The 15,644-nt window shown below is 64.7% G+C and carries 17 protein-coding genes; 7 read left to right on the forward strand and 10 right to left on the reverse strand.

From position 1 onward, the window contains the following. The first annotated feature begins 36 nt into the window (after positions 1 to 36). From E6B08_RS25810 to E6B08_RS25825, 4 genes are all read left to right on the forward strand, one after another. Positions 37 to 1,425: an MFS transporter gene (locus E6B08_RS25810; RefSeq protein ID WP_136916558.1), complete on the forward strand. Its 1,389-nt coding sequence runs from the start codon at positions 37 to 39 to the stop codon at positions 1,423 to 1,425. A gap of 31 nt (positions 1,426 to 1,456) precedes the next feature. Continuing rightward, the gene (locus tag E6B08_RS25815; protein ID WP_136916559.1) at positions 1,457 to 3,244 is read left to right on the forward strand and encodes an IlvD/Edd family dehydratase; all 1,788 of its coding nucleotides are present in this window, start codon (positions 1,457 to 1,459) and stop codon (positions 3,242 to 3,244) included. A gap of 257 nt (positions 3,245 to 3,501) precedes the next feature. Further along, on the forward strand, positions 3,502 to 4,548 hold the full coding sequence (locus E6B08_RS25820) for a hypothetical protein (RefSeq protein WP_136916560.1): 1,047 nt from the start codon (positions 3,502 to 3,504) through the stop codon (positions 4,546 to 4,548). Between the two features lie 210 nt (positions 4,549 to 4,758). Then, positions 4,759 to 5,406: a trypsin-like peptidase domain-containing protein gene (locus E6B08_RS25825; protein WP_136917491.1), complete on the forward strand. Its 648-nt coding sequence runs from the start codon at positions 4,759 to 4,761 to the stop codon at positions 5,404 to 5,406. A gap of 3 nt (positions 5,407 to 5,409) precedes the next feature. On the opposite strand, the gene E6B08_RS25830 is transcribed toward E6B08_RS25825, so the two are convergent. From E6B08_RS25830 to E6B08_RS25840, 3 genes are all read right to left on the reverse strand, one after another. Beyond that, positions 5,410 to 6,474: a diguanylate cyclase gene (locus E6B08_RS25830; RefSeq protein WP_136916561.1), complete on the reverse strand. Its 1,065-nt coding sequence runs from the start codon at positions 6,472 to 6,474 to the stop codon at positions 5,410 to 5,412. 172 nt (positions 6,475 to 6,646) lie between these two features. Beyond that, on the reverse strand, positions 6,647 to 6,943 hold the full coding sequence (locus E6B08_RS25835) for an addiction module antidote protein (RefSeq protein ID WP_136916562.1): 297 nt from the start codon (positions 6,941 to 6,943) through the stop codon (positions 6,647 to 6,649). Next, entirely contained in the window at positions 6,940 to 7,236 is a 297-nt protein-coding gene (locus E6B08_RS25840; RefSeq protein ID WP_136916563.1) for a type II toxin-antitoxin system RelE/ParE family toxin, read from the reverse strand. Before E6B08_RS25840 ends, E6B08_RS25835 begins: the two co-directional genes overlap by 4 nt. 218 nt (positions 7,237 to 7,454) lie before the next feature. Between E6B08_RS25840 and E6B08_RS25845 the strand changes: the two genes are divergently transcribed. Further along, the gene (locus E6B08_RS25845; RefSeq protein ID WP_136916564.1) at positions 7,455 to 8,345 is read left to right on the forward strand and encodes a bestrophin family protein; all 891 of its coding nucleotides are present in this window, start codon (positions 7,455 to 7,457) and stop codon (positions 8,343 to 8,345) included. A 14-nt stretch (positions 8,346 to 8,359) separates the two neighbouring features. On the opposite strand, the gene phnE is transcribed toward E6B08_RS25845, so the two are convergent. From phnE to E6B08_RS25865, 4 genes are read right to left on the reverse strand one after another with little or no spacing between them, the layout of a single operon-like run. Continuing rightward, positions 8,360 to 9,127 carry a phosphonate ABC transporter, permease protein PhnE gene (gene phnE / locus E6B08_RS25850; RefSeq protein WP_136916565.1) on the reverse strand — a complete coding sequence of 256 codons (768 nt, stop codon included), beginning with the start codon at positions 9,125 to 9,127 and terminating at the stop codon, positions 8,360 to 8,362. Then, a complete protein-coding gene (locus E6B08_RS25855; protein WP_136916566.1) occupies positions 9,124 to 9,951 on the reverse strand; it encodes a PhnE/PtxC family ABC transporter permease in 828 nt (275 codons plus the stop codon). The genes phnE and E6B08_RS25855 overlap by 4 nt, the downstream gene beginning before the upstream one ends. Then, complete coding sequence (locus E6B08_RS25860; RefSeq protein WP_136916567.1) at positions 9,945 to 10,739, reverse strand: phosphonate ABC transporter ATP-binding protein; 795 nt, start codon at positions 10,737 to 10,739, stop codon at positions 9,945 to 9,947. Before E6B08_RS25860 ends, E6B08_RS25855 begins: the two co-directional genes overlap by 7 nt. Then, the gene (locus E6B08_RS25865) at positions 10,736 to 11,590 is read right to left on the reverse strand and encodes a putative selenate ABC transporter substrate-binding protein (RefSeq protein WP_136916568.1); all 855 of its coding nucleotides are present in this window, start codon (positions 11,588 to 11,590) and stop codon (positions 10,736 to 10,738) included. The genes E6B08_RS25860 and E6B08_RS25865 overlap by 4 nt, the downstream gene beginning before the upstream one ends. 126 nt (positions 11,591 to 11,716) lie before the next feature. Between E6B08_RS25865 and selD the strand changes: the two genes are divergently transcribed. Both selD and mnmH read left to right on the forward strand, forming a co-directional pair. Then, complete coding sequence (gene selD, locus E6B08_RS25870; protein ID WP_136916569.1) at positions 11,717 to 12,751, forward strand: selenide, water dikinase SelD; 1,035 nt, start codon at positions 11,717 to 11,719, stop codon at positions 12,749 to 12,751. Next, complete coding sequence (mnmH, locus tag E6B08_RS25875) at positions 12,751 to 13,866, forward strand: tRNA 2-selenouridine(34) synthase MnmH (RefSeq protein ID WP_136916570.1); 1,116 nt, start codon at positions 12,751 to 12,753, stop codon at positions 13,864 to 13,866. Before selD ends, mnmH begins: the two co-directional genes overlap by 1 nt. Before the next feature lie 102 nt (positions 13,867 to 13,968). Here mnmH and E6B08_RS25880 read toward each other — a convergent pair whose 3' ends face one another. From E6B08_RS25880 to E6B08_RS25890, 3 genes are read right to left on the reverse strand one after another with little or no spacing between them, the layout of a single operon-like run. Further along, the gene (locus tag E6B08_RS25880) at positions 13,969 to 14,355 is read right to left on the reverse strand and encodes a lysozyme inhibitor LprI family protein (RefSeq protein ID WP_136916571.1); all 387 of its coding nucleotides are present in this window, start codon (positions 14,353 to 14,355) and stop codon (positions 13,969 to 13,971) included. Between the two features lie 23 nt (positions 14,356 to 14,378). Continuing rightward, positions 14,379 to 14,918: a hypothetical protein gene (locus tag E6B08_RS25885; RefSeq protein WP_136916572.1), complete on the reverse strand. Its 540-nt coding sequence runs from the start codon at positions 14,916 to 14,918 to the stop codon at positions 14,379 to 14,381. 52 nt (positions 14,919 to 14,970) lie between these two features. Then, the gene (locus tag E6B08_RS25890; RefSeq protein ID WP_136916573.1) at positions 14,971 to 15,534 is read right to left on the reverse strand and encodes a GNAT family N-acetyltransferase; all 564 of its coding nucleotides are present in this window, start codon (positions 15,532 to 15,534) and stop codon (positions 14,971 to 14,973) included. Positions 15,535 to 15,644: the final 110 nt, after the last annotated feature.

Here is a 15,644-nt window from a genome sequence, read left to right on the forward strand (position 1 = left end):
CCGCCGCATCCATAACAACAAGAAGCGAGGCAGAACATGCAGACCCAAACCCCAGACACCGTCCCCGACCCACGCCAACTGCGCCGGGCCATCTATACCGGCGCCATCGGCAGTGCCCTGGAGTACTACGATTTCGCCATCTATGGGCTGGCCTCGGCGCTGGTCTTCGGCCATATCTTCTTCCCGTCCCTGGGCACCACCGGCGCGCTGCTGGCCAGTTTCGCCACCTATGGCGCGGGGTTCCTGGCGCGGCCGTTCGGCGGGCTGTTCTTCGGCTCGCTCGGCGACCGCAAGGGCCGCAAGTTGGTGCTGTTGCTGACCATCGCCCTGATGGGTACCGCCACCACCCTGATCGGCCTGCTGCCGACCGGTGCCACCGGGGCCGTGCTGCTGGTGCTGCTGCGCCTGCTGCAGGGCTTTGGCGCCGGAGCCGAACAGACTGGCGCCGCAACCCTGATGGCTGAACTGGCGCCCCGTGAGCGACGAGGCTTCTATGCCGCGCTGCCCTTCATCGGGGTGTTCAGCGGCCTCGCCCTGGCCACCATCACCTTCCGCGTGATGCAGACCTCGCTGACCCAGGAGCAACTGCTCGATTGGGGCTGGCGGGTGCCGTTCCTGGCCAGCGTGGTGCTGATCTTCATGGCCGTGTGGATCCGCCTGAAACTCAAGGAAAGCCCGGTGTTCCAGCAGTTGAGCCAGAGCCAGCAGGTGATCGAATCGCCCATGCGTGCCGTGCTGCGCAATGCCCGCCGGCCCCTGGCGGCGACAACCTTGATGCGCATGGCCGAAACCGGCTGTTCGACCCTCTACGCCACGGTGTCCATCGCCTTCCTGACCGGCTTCGCCAGCCGCCACCTGGGCCAGGACGGTGCCAGCCTGGCCAGCATCGGGACCAATGCCGTGCTGGCCGCCAGCATCCTCAGCGTCCTGACCACGCCTTTGTTCGGTGCCCTCTCCGATCGCTTCGGGCGCCTGGCGGTATACCGTGGCGGCGCCCTGTTCGGTGCATTGTGGGCCTTCCCGTCGTGGTGGATGATCGACAGCGGCGACTCGACCCTGGTGTGCATCGCCGTGGTCGGCGGCTTCGCCCTGGCCGCCAACAGCATGCTCGGCGCCCAGTGCGCGCACTTCACCGAGCTATTCGGCAACCGCTACCGCTACTCCGGAGTAGCCCTGGCGCGGGAACTGGGCGCCATGCTGTCCGGCGGCCTGGCGCCGATCCTGGGTATCTTCCTGGTCGGCCTGGCCGGCGGCGCCTACTGGGTGCTGGCGCTGTACACCCTGGCCTTGTGCGGCCTGACCCTGATCGGCACCTGCCTGTCGACCGAAACCCGTGGCCGTGACCTGACCGCGCTGGACGACGCGGTGGGAAGCGGCGCAACACCTGAGCACAGCCGCGCAGGCAACGCTGTGCTGCAACGCTGACCGGCGTGAATGAATTACAAGAGAGAACGACATGACCGATACCCTGAAACGCCCGCTGCGCAGCCAGCAATGGTTCGACGACCCAAGCCACGCCGACATGACCGCGCTGTACGTCGAGCGCTACATGAACTACGGCCTGACCCGCGACGAACTGCAGTCCGGGCGGCCGATCATCGGCATCGCCCAGACCGGCAGCGACCTGACGCCCTGCAACCGCCACCACATCGAGCTGGCCCAGCGGGTCAAGGCCGGCATCCGCGATGCCGGCGGCATCCCCATGGAGTTCCCGGTCCACCCGATCGCCGAACAGAGCCGCCGCCCTACCGCCGCGCTGGACCGCAACCTGGCCTACCTGGGCCTGGTGGAAATCCTCCACGGCTACCCGCTGGACGGCGTGGTGCTGACCACCGGTTGCGACAAGACCACCCCCGCCTGCCTGATGGCGGCCGCGACCACCGACCTGCCAGCTATCGTGCTGTCCGGCGGGCCGATGCTCGACGGCCATCACAAGGGCCAGCTGATCGGCTCGGGCACGGTGCTGTGGCATGCGCGCAACCTGATGGCCGCTGGCGAGATCGACTACGAGGGCTTCATGGAGATGACCACCGCCGCGTCGCCGTCGGTGGGCCACTGCAACACCATGGGTACGGCGCTGTCGATGAACGCCCTGGCCGAGGCACTGGGCATGTCGCTGCCAGGCTGCGCCAGCATCCCCGCGCCCTATCGTGAACGTGGGCAAATGGCCTACGCCACCGGGCGACGGATCTGCGAGCTGGTGATGCAGGACGTGCGCCCCTCGTCGATCATGACCCGCGAGGCATTCGAGAACGCCATCGCCGTGGCTTCGGCCCTGGGCGCCTCGAGCAACTGCCCGCCACACCTGATCGCCATCGCCCGGCACATGGGCATCGAGCTGTCGCTGGACGACTGGCAGCGCATCGGCGAGGACGTGCCGCTGCTGGTCAACTGCATGCCGGCAGGCAAGTACCTGGGCGAGGGCTTCCACCGCGCCGGCGGGGTGCCTGCGGTGATGCACGAGCTGCGCAAGGCCGGACGCCTGCACGAGGCGTGCGCCACGGTCAGCGGCAAGAGCATCGGCGAAGTGGTCAGCGATACCGTCACCAGCAACCGTGACGTGATCCTGCCCTTCGACCAGCCCCTCAAGCACAGCGCCGGCTTCATCGTGCTCAGCGGCAACTTCTTCGACAGCGCGATCATGAAGATGTCGGTAGTCGGCGAGGCCTTCCGCAAGACCTACCTGGCCGAACCGGGCAAGGAGAACAGTTTCGAGGCACGGGCGATCGTGTTCGAAGGCCCGGAGGACTACCACGCGCGAATCGACGACCCAGCGCTGGACATCGACGAACGGTGCATCCTGGTGATCCGCGGTGCCGGTACCGTGGGTTATCCGGGCAGCGCCGAGGTGGTCAACATGGCGCCACCGGCGGCACTGATCAAGAAAGGCATCGACTCGTTGCCCTGCCTGGGTGACGGCCGCCAGAGCGGTACCTCGGCCAGCCCGTCGATCCTCAACATGTCACCGGAAGCGGCGGTTGGCGGTGGCCTTGCGCTGTTGCAGACCAACGACATCCTGCGCGTCGACCTCAACCAGCGGCGTGTCGACCTGTTGGTGGACGACGAGGAAATGGCGCGTCGTCGCGCCGCCTGGAAGCCGAACATCCCGGCTTCGCAGACGCCTTGGCAAGAGCTCTATCGTCAGTTGGTGGGGCAATTGTCCACCGGCGGGTGCCTGGAGCCTGCGACCCTGCACATGCGCGTGATCGCCCGTGAAGGCGGGATGCCACGGCACTCGCACTAACAGCTGCGCCGCCCCTGATCGCCGGCAAGCCGGCTCCTACGAATACCCCACTCACCCTGGAGCGGTGGCGTAGTCGTAGGAGCCGGCTTGCCGGCGATCAGGGGCACCGCCAGCTCCACCTAACCACACCCCTTGCCACGGCGCACCTGGTAAAACTGCCAGTATCCTTGGAAGCGGAACGCCTTTTAGGCTCGGACTGACCTCCCGCCAAAGGAAATGTTCCAATGTTCGCGCGCACCACAACAACGACAGCGCTCTTGCTCAGCCTTGCAAGCCATGGCGCATCCGCCGCCGGCCCCGAGCGGCCGGCGCGCTCGGTCACCCACCATGTCGCGCAATGCATGGACCCCGCGCACCTGCCCCCGGGCGGCAGCGCGGCGCTATGCCAGGTGTCCGGAGTCGTGCGCAGCGCCGAGACGTTGGTATTCGCCAACGACAAGCCCATTCCCGGCGAGGGGAGTTCGGCGATCTTCAGCTTGCCGTTGGCAGACGGCAGGATCGGCGACACCCCGCCTACCTACCTGAAAAGCCCAGCCATCGACGGCGCCGACAAGTACGAAGCGCTGACCTCGACCCCGGATGGGCGCTACATCATCGCCAGCACGGCGTTCATCCGCAGCGGTACCAAGAACGACCCCAAGGACGACAAGCTGAACGCCATCGTCTACTGGCCTGCGAACGCTGCGCATGCTGCAAAGGTGCTCGAACCGACCAGCCGTAGCGGCATCACCAGCTCGATCAGTCTGCGCAAACCGTTAAGCGAGGCGATCGGCTCAGGCTACTTCAAGGTTGAGTCCCTTGCGGTCGCCCCCGGAAACCAATTGGTGCTCGGCATCCGCAAGCATGGCAACAGCTCGCGTGACTCCGTCCATTCGTTCATGCTCATAGCCGCCCCCTTCAACCTCAACCATGAGGTCATGGAACTCACCGGCACCTTCCGCAAGATCCTCGACATCACGCCACGCGTTCCTGACGAATCCCGCCTGCTCGGGCTGTCGGGCCTGGTCTTCGACAGCTTCAGCAACGACCGCTTCTACGCGGTGACCAGCATGGAGGACGACCAGGGCATTGGCGGCTATCTATGGGAGGTGCCATGGACCGACGGAAAGCCAGGCAAGCCAAGGCTGGTCAAGGGCGCCGACGGTGCGCCACTGCGCTTCGCCAACAAGCCCGAAGGCGTGACCACCCTTGGTCCCAACCAATTGCTGCTGGTGCACGATGACGATCAGGTCCAGGTGCAGACCTCGCTCAATGGCATCGCTCATAAGCCCAACGAGTTTGCCTACAGCATCATCAGCTTCTGACGCTTGAGGGTCGGCCTGGCTCCCCGTAGCAAGCTTGCGCTCATGTTTCGGGAAAGCCGGCCGACACAGGAAGCAACCCAGCACAGCGGCCATACGTCGGATATATCATCAAAGTATTGATGTCATATTGGCAGCATACGATAGTGCTATCTCCAACCAACTATCACCGCCGCCATTATGAAACCTACCCTGCCCTGCCTGGCAGCCATGATGCTGCTCAGTGGGTGCAATGGATTGCCCACGACATACGTTTCCGATCCCGTCTATGACCAGGCTTTCGTAGTCACCTCAGGCCCCCCCTTGCCAATGCTGCTGATGGCCACCGCCATCCAGTGGAATGCTGAATACGCCGTTACCGCCAAGCACACGCCGTTTTTGCGGGGCGTGGTGCACGAGGGCCTCGGTGACCTGGTGTTCTTCAAGCACAAGGCGAGCACGGTGCCGGAGTGGCGCCAGTACGTTCCTGGCGAACAGGTCACTGCGGTGGGCTTCAACAGCCTGATGATGCCGGTGCAGGGCAAGGGCCACACCCTGCCCTCGCTGGTGCGCCTGCAAGGTACGCCGGGTAGCGTCTTCTACTCGGTACATGACGGCCCGATGGCCAAGGGCATGTCCGGCGGCCCGGTGTTCGCCGACGACGGCAAGGTGGTGGGCATCAATGTCGCGTTCATTCCCACCCGCGAAATCGATGCGCAAAAGCGTCCCGACCTGGCAGGCCGGGAGCGCATCAGCGTGTTCATGTCATATGCCGAAATCGACAAGGAATGGCGTCGCTACCAGTACCAGATGGCGAACAAGGCCAAGCCCCGCGCGCCCGCTGCGGTTCAAGGCTTCATCACGGTAGCAAGCAAGCCCTGACGCTCAGGCCGAATGCTCGGCCTGCCCAGCCTCGTCGGCCAGCATGATACGGTTGCGCCCGGCACTCTTGGCCGCATACAGCGCCATGTCCGCCGCGTGCAGCCAGGCTTCGGCGTTGGCGAACCGATCGGCGTAGGGTGCCACGCCGATGCTCAGGCTCAACGACAGCTGTGGCAACGCCGGGTCGTGGTAGGCCTCGATGGACTGGCGCAGGCGCTCGAGGATTTCGACAGCCTGCTCGGCGGTGGTATCGGGCAACAGAACGCAGAATTCATCCCCACCGTAGCGCGCCGCGGGATCACGCTTGCGCAAGTGCAGCGACAGCTTGGCGCTGATGGTGCGCAGGATGTCGTCGCCGACCAGATGGCCATGGCGGTCATTGATCCGCTTGAAGTGGTCGACGTCGATCAGTGCAAGGTGGCAGCTGGCGTCGTTGCCCTGGCAACGCTGGAACTCCCGGATCAGCATGCCTTGCCAGGCACCGTGGTTGCGCAGGCCGGTGAGGCTGTCGGTTTCGCTCAGGCGCGCCAGGGCGCGTTTGTGCTGGGTCAACTGCACGGTGACCTGGTAGCAGATCATGCCGATGGCCATCGGGTAGATCAGCAAGATCGGCAGGCAGGCGAGCATCTGCGCCTGGCTGGTCTGCGGGAACAGCGGCGGAGCATACAGCCACAACCCAACCCCGATGCCCAACGCCTGGGCCAGCAGGGTCTTGACCAACATGTGCCAGCCGCCGGCAGCGATCTTGTCCATGGCGATCATCGACAGGATGATCACGCTCGGCAATGGGTTCAGGCCCATCACCCCGGCCCAGCAGCCACCGGCAAAGCCGTCGAAGATCAGGTTGCGCTGCTCGGCGCGAAAGGGGTGGCGTGAACGGCGCGCCAATTGATAAGCCAGGTGCGGCCAGACGAAGCCATGGCCCAGCAACAAAGCCCAGATCCACCACCCCGGTGCCATCGGGGCGATGCCGATCAGCACGCAGAAAAAGCCCAGGCCCGTGCCGATGGCACGGGGGACGTACATACGCTTGGCGAAAGAAAGGCCCTTGCCCCTGCGCTCGTTCATGGCGGGATCACCGAAAAAACGGTCCTTTGAAATTCACCGGACAGGTTGGCGGGCAGAAAAGTGCCCTTCGGTTCGGCGTTAAAGGCATTGTGCCAGCACTGCGAATCCGCCTACAAACCGGGTAGACGAAATAACGCATGAACGATGATACCCGTTACCCTCGGTCACGCATTCAGCGTGAGGCAGGATGAGGTTGGGCAAAAAGATCGATCCCCAAAGCACGAATGACTTTGAGGACGGTATCGAATCGAGGTTTTGCGCCCGGGCTAAGAGCTTTGTACAAACTCTCTCGCCCCAAACCGCTGTGCGCCGCAATCTGGCCCATGCCACGCGCCCTGGCGATATGGCCTAGCGCGCGTATGATTTCATCGGTATCACCGTCGGCTAGCACCTGGCTGAGGTATTCGCTGATCGCTTCATCGCTGTCGAGCACAGCGGCCATGTCGAAGGGGATCAATTCCACGCTCATTTCAGCTCCCTTATCAGTTTTCTGGCTTTCGCTATATCGTTGGTTTGGGAGGACTTGTCGCCCCCTGCAAGAAGGAAAATCAGTGTCTCTCCCCTGCGGACAAAATAGACTCGGTAACCAGCACCAAGATCGATCCGCAACTCACCAAGCCCTCCGCCAAGCGCCTTGTAATCGCCAAGATTTCCGCTTTGTATACGCTCGATCCTGCGACCGATTGCAACCTTCGCTTTGGTGTCTTTCAAACTCATCCACCAACGGGAAAAGCTTCTAGTCTGCGCTATAGCATGATTCACACGATGCTCCACAGTATCCTATTGGATACATATTTACAAGAATGGATGTGCTCCACTCTGGCAAACGCTGGCGCGTGAAAAACTCAGCGGCCTCTTGTACTAACGTCAGAAAAATCCCCCGCACATACCCACCAACACCTCTTGCAACACCCCTCCAGCGAACCTTCCCCCACCCTCGACGTCGGATTCTTCATCCCACGCTTTTCGAGGTAGCCCGTGTGAAAGAGATCATCGCCCGCAAGTACCGCCTGATGGTGAAGACCTTCGGCTACATCGGCTGGTCGCTCTTATGGCTGCTGGCCTGGGACGTGCTGGTCACCATCGATTTCATGCTGTTCTTCAACAGCGAATTCACCCTGCCGCTGATCCCGCTGACCCTGCTCGGCTCGGCGCTGGTGGTGCTGGTGAGTTTTCGCAACAGCAGCGCCTACAACCGCTGGTGGGAGGCGCGCACGTTGTGGGGCGCGCTGGTGAACAGTTCGCGCAGCTTCGCCCGGCAGACGCTGACGCTGATCGATGACCCCGACGAGGGGCTGAATCCGGTCAAGGCCACCTTGCTGCGCCGGCATATCGCCTATGTGAACTGCCTGGCGGCGCACCTCAAGGGCGGCGCGTGCCCCGACGAACTGATGGCCTTCATCCCACCGGCCGAATTCGAGCGCCGCAACAAGTCGAACAATTTCGCCAACGACATCCTCGGCGGCTCCGCCGCGCTGCTGGCGCGGGAGTACCAGGCCGGGCGTCTGGACAGCATCCGCCTGGCGCGGCTGGAGTCGACCCTGGTCGACCTGTCCAATGCCCAGGGCGGCATGGAGCGCATCGCCAACACGCCACTGCCCTACCCCTATGTCTATTTCCCACGGCTGTTCATCACGCTGTTCTGCCTGATCGTGCCGGTGGGGCTGGTCGAGTCGCTCGGCTGGTTCACCCCGCTGGCCTCGACCGTGGTCGGCTTCATGCTGCTGGCGATCGAGCGCATCGGCACCGACCTGCAAAGCCCGTTTCGCTTCAGTGAGCATCAGATCCAGATGGACACCATCTGCGAAACCATCGAGCGCAACCTGGAGTCGATGCAGCGCGAGGCGCAATGCGGTGAGTTGGTGCAGTGAAGGGCCGCTAGCGCTCAGGCCCGAACATAGCGCTGGCGCAATACATCGCTGAACGCATCCACCAGCAATACCAGCACCAGCATGGCGAGGATCACCGTGCTGGCCTGGGCCTCCTGGAACAGGCTCAGGGTGGTGTAGAGCATCTGGCCCAACCCGCCGGCACCGACGAAGCCAAGCACGCTGGCCATGCGGATGTTGTTCTCCCAACGGTACAGGCTGTACGCCAGCAGTTGCGGCCAGAGGTTGGGCAAGGTGCCGAAACAGAACGCCGTCACCTGCCCGCCCCCTTGCAGGCGAATGGCCGCCGCTGGCTCGGCTGGCGCATTCTCCAGTGCCTCGGCGAACAAGCGCCCCAGCACGCCCGCCGTATGCAGCGCCAGGGCCAGGGTACCGGCATTCGGGCCGAGCCCGGCAGCCAGCACCGTCAGCGCCGCCCAGACCAGTTCGGGGATGGCACGCAAGGCGTTGAGCAGCAGGCGTGCCACCGATTGCAACGGCCAGCCGAAGCGCCCCGCCGCCGGCAGCGCGAGCAGCATCCCCAGCACCATCGCCAACAACGTCCCCAACCCCGACATGGCCAGGGTTTCCAGGGCGCCCCGACCCACCGCGCGCAGGTGCTCGGCAGACAGGTCAGGATGCAGGAAACGCCCCGCATATTCGCCCATCTGCCCCAGACCGCCATTGCCGACCAGGGCGTGCAGGTCCAACTCCAGGTAGCCGAACGAAGCCACCACCGCCGCGACGATGCCCGCGATCAGCAACAGGTTGATCACCCGATTCATGCCAGCCTCCCGCGCAGCAAGCGGCTGAGCAAGTCGGCCAGGAGCACCAGGCCGAGGAAGGCCAGGAGCATGCTCGCCACTTCACCGCCGGCGAACATGCGCATCGACAGGTCGATCTGCTGCCCCAGGCCACCGGCGCCGACGAAGCCCATCACCACCGAGGCGCGCACCGCGCATTCCCAGCGGTAGACCGTGTACGACACCAACTCCGCCGCAGCGCTGGGCAGGATGCCATAGAAGAATGCCGTCAACCGGCCACTGCCGGCCTGCAGCAAGGCATGCGCCGGACGCTGGTCGACCGACTCGAAGATTTCGGCGTAGACCTTGCCCAGCATGCCGCTGTAGGTGATGGCGATGGCCAGCACGCCAGCGGTCGGCCCGAGGCCCACCGCACGCACGAACAGCAGCGCCCAGACAATCTCCGGCACGCTGCGCAGAAAGATCAGCAAGCCGCGCACCGGCAAGCGCAACAGCCGTGACCACAGCCCGGCCCGCCCGCCTCGCGAGGCCGCGCGCAGCGACAGCGCACGGCTGGCCAACAAGCTGGTGGGAATCGCCAACAGCAGCGCCAGGGCCATGCCGGCGGTGGCCACGGCCAACGTCTGCAAAGTCGACTGGTACAGCAGCTCGAGGAACTCGGCATCGTGTGCCGGTGGCCAGAAGGCGCGGGTGAAGCTGGCGATCTGCTGACGGTTTTCCGCCTGCAACAACACCCCTGGGTTCAACTCGCTCAAGTGCAGCCCGGGCCACAACAGGGCCAGGGCCAGCAGGGTCATCAGCAGACGCGGCAACGCCGCCGGATCGCGGGTGTCGGTTTTCAGCATCGCGGAATCTGCACGTTCAGGGTCGGCCCCTGGACTTGTGGCGAGGCCAGTTGCTCATTGGCGTACAACGCATCGAGCAAGGGCTCGGTCACCGCTTCGGCCGGGCAGTCGAAGGCCACCCTGCCCTCGCGGATGCCGATCACTCGCGGGAAGTGCGCCAGCGCCAGGTCGACCGCGTGCAGGCTGGCCACCAGGGTCACGCCATTGGCCTGGGCATGGCGGTTGAGCAGCGCCAGGCTGTGGTCGGCGAGGACCGGGTCCATGGCCGACACCGGCTCGTCGGTCAGCAGGATCTCGGGGCGTTGATACAGCGCCCGGGCGATGCCGACGCGCTGCAACTGCCCACCGGACAACTGCCCGCACTGCACGAACAGTTTGTCGGCCAGGCCCAGCTCGGCCAATACCTGACGCACGCCAGGCACGTCGGTCGGATACACCAGGTTGAGCAACCCGCGCGCCAGGCCCCACTGCCCGAGGCGCCCGGCCAGCACCGCCGTCACCACCCGCTGGCGCGGTGGCAGCGGCGGCGCCTGGTGCACCAGGCCAATACGGGCACGCAGGCGTTGCCTGGCCCCGGCCGACAACGTCCAGGGTCGCTCACCGAACAGTTCAAGACGCCCGCTGCCAGGCTGCACAGCAGTGGCCATCAGGTGCAGCAGGCTGGACTTGCCGGCCCCGGAGGGGCCGATGATCGCCACGCGTTCGCCCTGTTCGATGCGCAGGCTCACGTCATCGAGCGCGCGGACCTGGCCATGGCGCAGGCCGGCGCCTTGTACATGGATAGTCACTTGAGCAGGCCGGCCTCGCGTGCCGCTTGCTCGGTACCCACGTAGTTCTCCGGCTTGGTCTCGATGAAGCGGCTGGCCGCCTGCAGGTCGAGGATCGCCTTGTGCTCCGGATTGGCCGGGTCGAGTTGGAGGAAGGCCTGCTTGATCTTCTCTTTGAGTGCCGGGTCCATATTGCCGCGCACGGTCCAGTTGTAGTCGAAGTAGGTCGGCGTGGTGGCGAACACCTTGACCTTGCTGGTATCGACCTTACCGGCATCGACCAGCTTCTGCCATACGCTGGCGTTGAGCACGCCGCCATCGACCTTGCCAGCCTGGACCCAGGCCACCGTCGCGTCGTGGGCACCGGAATAGGCCACGCGGCTGAAATAGGTTTCCGGCTTGATGTCGTTTTCCTTGAGCATGAAGTAGCGCGGCATCAGGCTACCGGACGTGGACGAGATCGAGCCGAAGGCGAACGACTTGCCCTTGAGGTCGGCCAGGCTTTTGACGTCCGGGTTGGCAGTGATGAACTTGGAGGTGAACTGCGCGTCCTGTTCACGCTGCACCAGCGGCGTGGCGGTAGGGTCCTTCAAGTGCACCTGGACGAAGGTGAAGCCCCCCAGCCAGGCCATGTCCAGGCGATTGCTGGCCAACGACTCGACCACCGCCGGATAGTCGGCCACGGGGACGAACTTCACCTCCATGCCCAGTTGCTTGGACAGGTACTCGCCCAGCGGCTTGAACTTGCGCAGCAGTTCCGTCGGCGCTTCGTCGGGAATGGCACTGACACGCAGGGTGTCGGCGGCCTGGGCGACAACGGCACAGCAGGACAGCACGAGGCCGGCGGCGAGCGCCAAAGGGCGTTTGAGCATGGAGGTTCTCCGGTTCAATAGCGGGGAAAGTGCCGGCGACGTGCCGACGCTGGGAATTATAAGAGGCACGGGCGCAAAGGCCAGCTTTGCTACAATCGCGCAATCAATTACCCCCTTGAGGTACGTATGAGCGAGCCGATTCGCCTGACCCAGTACAGCCACGGTGCCGGTTGTGGCTGCAAGATCTCCCCCAAGGTACTGGACGTGATCCTCGCCGAAAGCGGCGTCCAGGCCCTGGACCCGAAGCTATGGGTAGGCAATGCCTCGCGCGACGACGCTGCGGTGTATGCCCTGGACGACGAGCGTGGAGTGGTCTCGACCACCGATTTCTTCATGCCGATCGTCGATGACCCGTACGACTTCGGCCGTATCGCCGCCACCAATGCCATCAGCGACATCTACGCCATGGGTGGCGATCCGCTGATGGCCATCGCCATCCTCGGCTGGCCGGTCAACGTGCTGGCGCCGGAAGTCGCTCGCGAAGTGATCCGGGGCGGTCGCGCCGTGTGCGCCGAAGCCGGCATCCCGTTGGCCGGCGGCCACTCGATCGATGCTCCCGAGCCGATCTTCGGCCTGGCCGTGACGGGCGTGGTCAGCAAGCGCCACCTCAAGCGCAACGACACCGCCACTGCCGGCTGCCGCCTGTTCCTGACCAAGCCGCTGGGCATCGGCATTCTCACCACCGCCGAGAAGAAGGCCAAGCTGCGCGAACAGGACCAGGGCCTGGCGCGTGACTGGATGTGCACGCTCAACACCCCCGGCAGCCGCTTCGGCAAACTCGACGGGGTCAAGGCGATGACCGACGTGACCGGCTTCGGCCTGCTTGGCCACCTGGTCGAACTGGCCGAAGGCAGCGGCCTGACCGCCGTGCTGGACTATGCCGCGGTGCCCCGCCTGCCGAGCGTCGATCACTACCTGGCAGAAGGCTGCATCCCCGGCGGCACCCTGCGCAACTTCGACAGCTATGGGCACAAGCTCGGCGCCCTGAGCGAGGAGCAGAAGCACCTGCTGTGCGATCCACAGACCAGCGGTGGCCTGCTGGTGGCCGTGACGCCCGAGGGCGAGGCCCAGTTTCTTGCCGTGGCCGCCGAATTGGGTCTGCAACTCTCGCCGATCGGCCAGTTGGTCGAGCGACAGAGCCACGCAGTCGAGGTGAACTGATGCGCCCTGACTGCACCGATTTCCGTCAACTGTTCCTCGACGACGCGCCGATGATGGACATGCGCGCACCGATCGAATTCGCCAAGGGCGCCTTCCCCGGTGTCGTCAACCTGCCGCTGATGACCGACCACGAACGGCAGAAGGTCGGCACCTGCTACAAGCAGCAGGGCCAGGCCGCCGCCATCACCCTCGGCCACCAGCTGGTCAGCGGCGCCACCAAGCGCGAGCGGCTGCATGCCTGGGCCAGCTTCGCCAAGGCGCATCCCGATGGCTACCTGTACTGCTTTCGCGGCGGCCTGCGTTCGTTGATCGTGCAGCAATGGCTGCGCGATGAAGCCGGCATCGATTACCCGCGCATCAAGGGGGGCTACAAGGCGCTGCGCACCTTCCTGCTGGAAACCACCCAGCAAGCCGTGGAGCAATGCGATTTCGTCCTGGTCGGCGGCTTGACCGGCACCGGCAAGACCGATGTGCTGCACGAGCTGAGCAACGTACTGGACCTCGAGGGCCACGCCAACCACCGTGGTTCGAGCTTCGGCAAGCGCGCCACCGCACAGCCGTCGCAGATCGACTTCGAGAACAAGCTGGCCATCGACGTGCTGAAGAAACGCGCCCGCGGCATCGAGCAGTTCGTGCTCGAAGACGAGGGTCGCATCGTCGGAAGCTGTTCGCTGCCGCTGGAGCTGTACCAAGGTATGCAGCAGTACCCGCTGGTGTGGCTGGAGGACAGTTTCGAGAACCGGGTCGAACGCATCCTGCGCGACTATGTGATCAATCTCTGCGCTGAATTCATCGCTGTGCACGGCGAGGAGGATGGCCGTCGGCTGTTCGCCGAGCGCATGCTGCAGAGCATGAACAACATCCACAAGCGCCTGGGCGGCGAGCGCTTCCAGCGATTGTCCGAGATCCTCGGCCAGGCCTTGGAGGAGCAGCAGCGCAGTGGTGCGGTGGACCTGCACCGGGGCTGGATCGAAGGCTTGCTGAAGGAATACTACGACCCGATGTACGCCTATCAGCGCGAGGCCAAGGCCGAGCGCATCGAGTTCGCCGGCGATGGTGTCGAGGTGCGCGAGTACCTCAAGGCCCGCGCCTTGCGCGCACCCAGGTCCAACTAGCAGGGCTGCTTTGCAGCCCATCGCCGGCAAGCCGGCTCCTACAGGTGCAAGGGTTCTGGTGTAGGAGTCGACTTGCCGGCGATAGGGCACTCGCGGGCGCCATCACTGCCCAGGGCTCAGCACCCGCTCAAGCTCCGCCCCGCGCTCACGGGTCATGTCCAGCATGCACATGCCGCCCTCCAGCTGGGCCATGGTCCCCTCGCTGGCCTGCACATGGAACTTGCAGTTGGCGTCGCGATAGGCGATCCATTGCCGCTGCACATCCCGCAGACTCTTCTTCGGGCCGGTATCGAGCTGGGTCGCCAGCTGCTTGTACACACGGTTGAGCCGCTCATCCTGCAGCTTGGTTTCGGCCTGGATGCAACTGCTCATGGCCACGGTACTGGAAGCCTTGTCCATGCACGCGGTATAGGCCGACGAGTTGTCCTCGGCCATGGCCAGTGGCGCCAGGCAAGCCAGCGCAAGTCCGATCAGGTATCGCTTGTTCATCGAGCATCCCTCCTGGTGAACGTCTACAGCGTCTGCGGTTGCTCCGGCGGCATCAGTACCTTGCCCGGCTCGAAGCGCAACGCAGGCATCTGCGTGGCGGCATACAGGGTGACCGCGAGCGCCGCGATCAGCACCACGTCGAGCCAGTGCCAGCCCGGCACGTCGTCGGCGCGGCGTGCCTTCCAGCACTGCCAGGCCTGGCCGAGGCAGAACCCCAGGATCGCCAGCAACCACAGGTAGAAACCGGCGCCAAAGCCGGTCAGGTCGTGGAACTCGTAGCTCCGGTTGTCGGGCAGGCGCTCGATGCCGAGGCTGGTCGCCGCCAGGTACAAGGCTGCCAGGCCCAGCACCAGGGCCAGACGCCGAAAGCGTCGATGGGCGAGGATCGCCAGCGCCAGCAAGGGGTTGGCGAACCACTGAAACAGCCCGAATGGTACGCCCCAGGGCCCATACAGCAACATCTGCAAGGCTGGCATGTGCCGCCCGGCGCCCATCAGCGCGCCGTCGAACGCCAGGCTGAGCAGGTACAGGGCAAGGCTTATGGCGATGTAGAAGGCTGGCAAACGATTGCTCCGCGACAGGTCGTGAAACTGCCGACCATACAGTACGACCTCGTCAGGCGACAGGCGGTTCGAGCAACAGCCCGTAGATTCCCGAGTCGGACAGCTCGCCGGCCACGCACCAACGCGCCCGCAGAGTGCCTTCGAGGACGAAGCCCTGGCGCTCGAGGGTACGCGCCGAGCCTTGGTTGCGCGGGTCTATTTCGCCTTCCAGGCGGCGCATGTGCAGGGTGTGGGCGATGTAGTCGATGAAGCAGGTCAGGGCTTCGTCCATGTAGCCCCTGCCCTGCACGGCGCTGGCCAGGCAGTAGCCGATCTCGCCACGACGGGAAACGTCATCGATATTGAACAACTGGACCATGCCGATCAGTTCGCCGTTGTCGCGGCGGTACATGCCGAGCTTGAGCTGGTCACCGTTGGCATAGGCTTCGCGGTCGGCGGCAAGGGCGCTCTGGGCCTCGGCCAGGTCCTGCCAGGGGGCGTGGTGCCAGTAACGCATGACCTCGGGGTCGGCCATGATCGTCAGCCATTGAGCGGCATCGGCGTGGCGCATGGGGCGCAGCTGCAAGCGCGGGCTGTCGAGGCAGAGGTCACTGGGGAAACTGCGGGGTGGGGTCACGCCGGATCTCCTGTCCATGGCTGGGGAGATGACATCTTAACGTCATGTGGCGGTTTGTAGCACCCGATCGCCACCGAGCCGACGCCCACGAGACGCCGTTGCGCCTGTAG

The organism is Pseudomonas putida (genome assembly GCF_005080685.1).
Lineage (GTDB): Bacteria > Pseudomonadota > Gammaproteobacteria > Pseudomonadales > Pseudomonadaceae > Aquipseudomonas > Aquipseudomonas putida_V.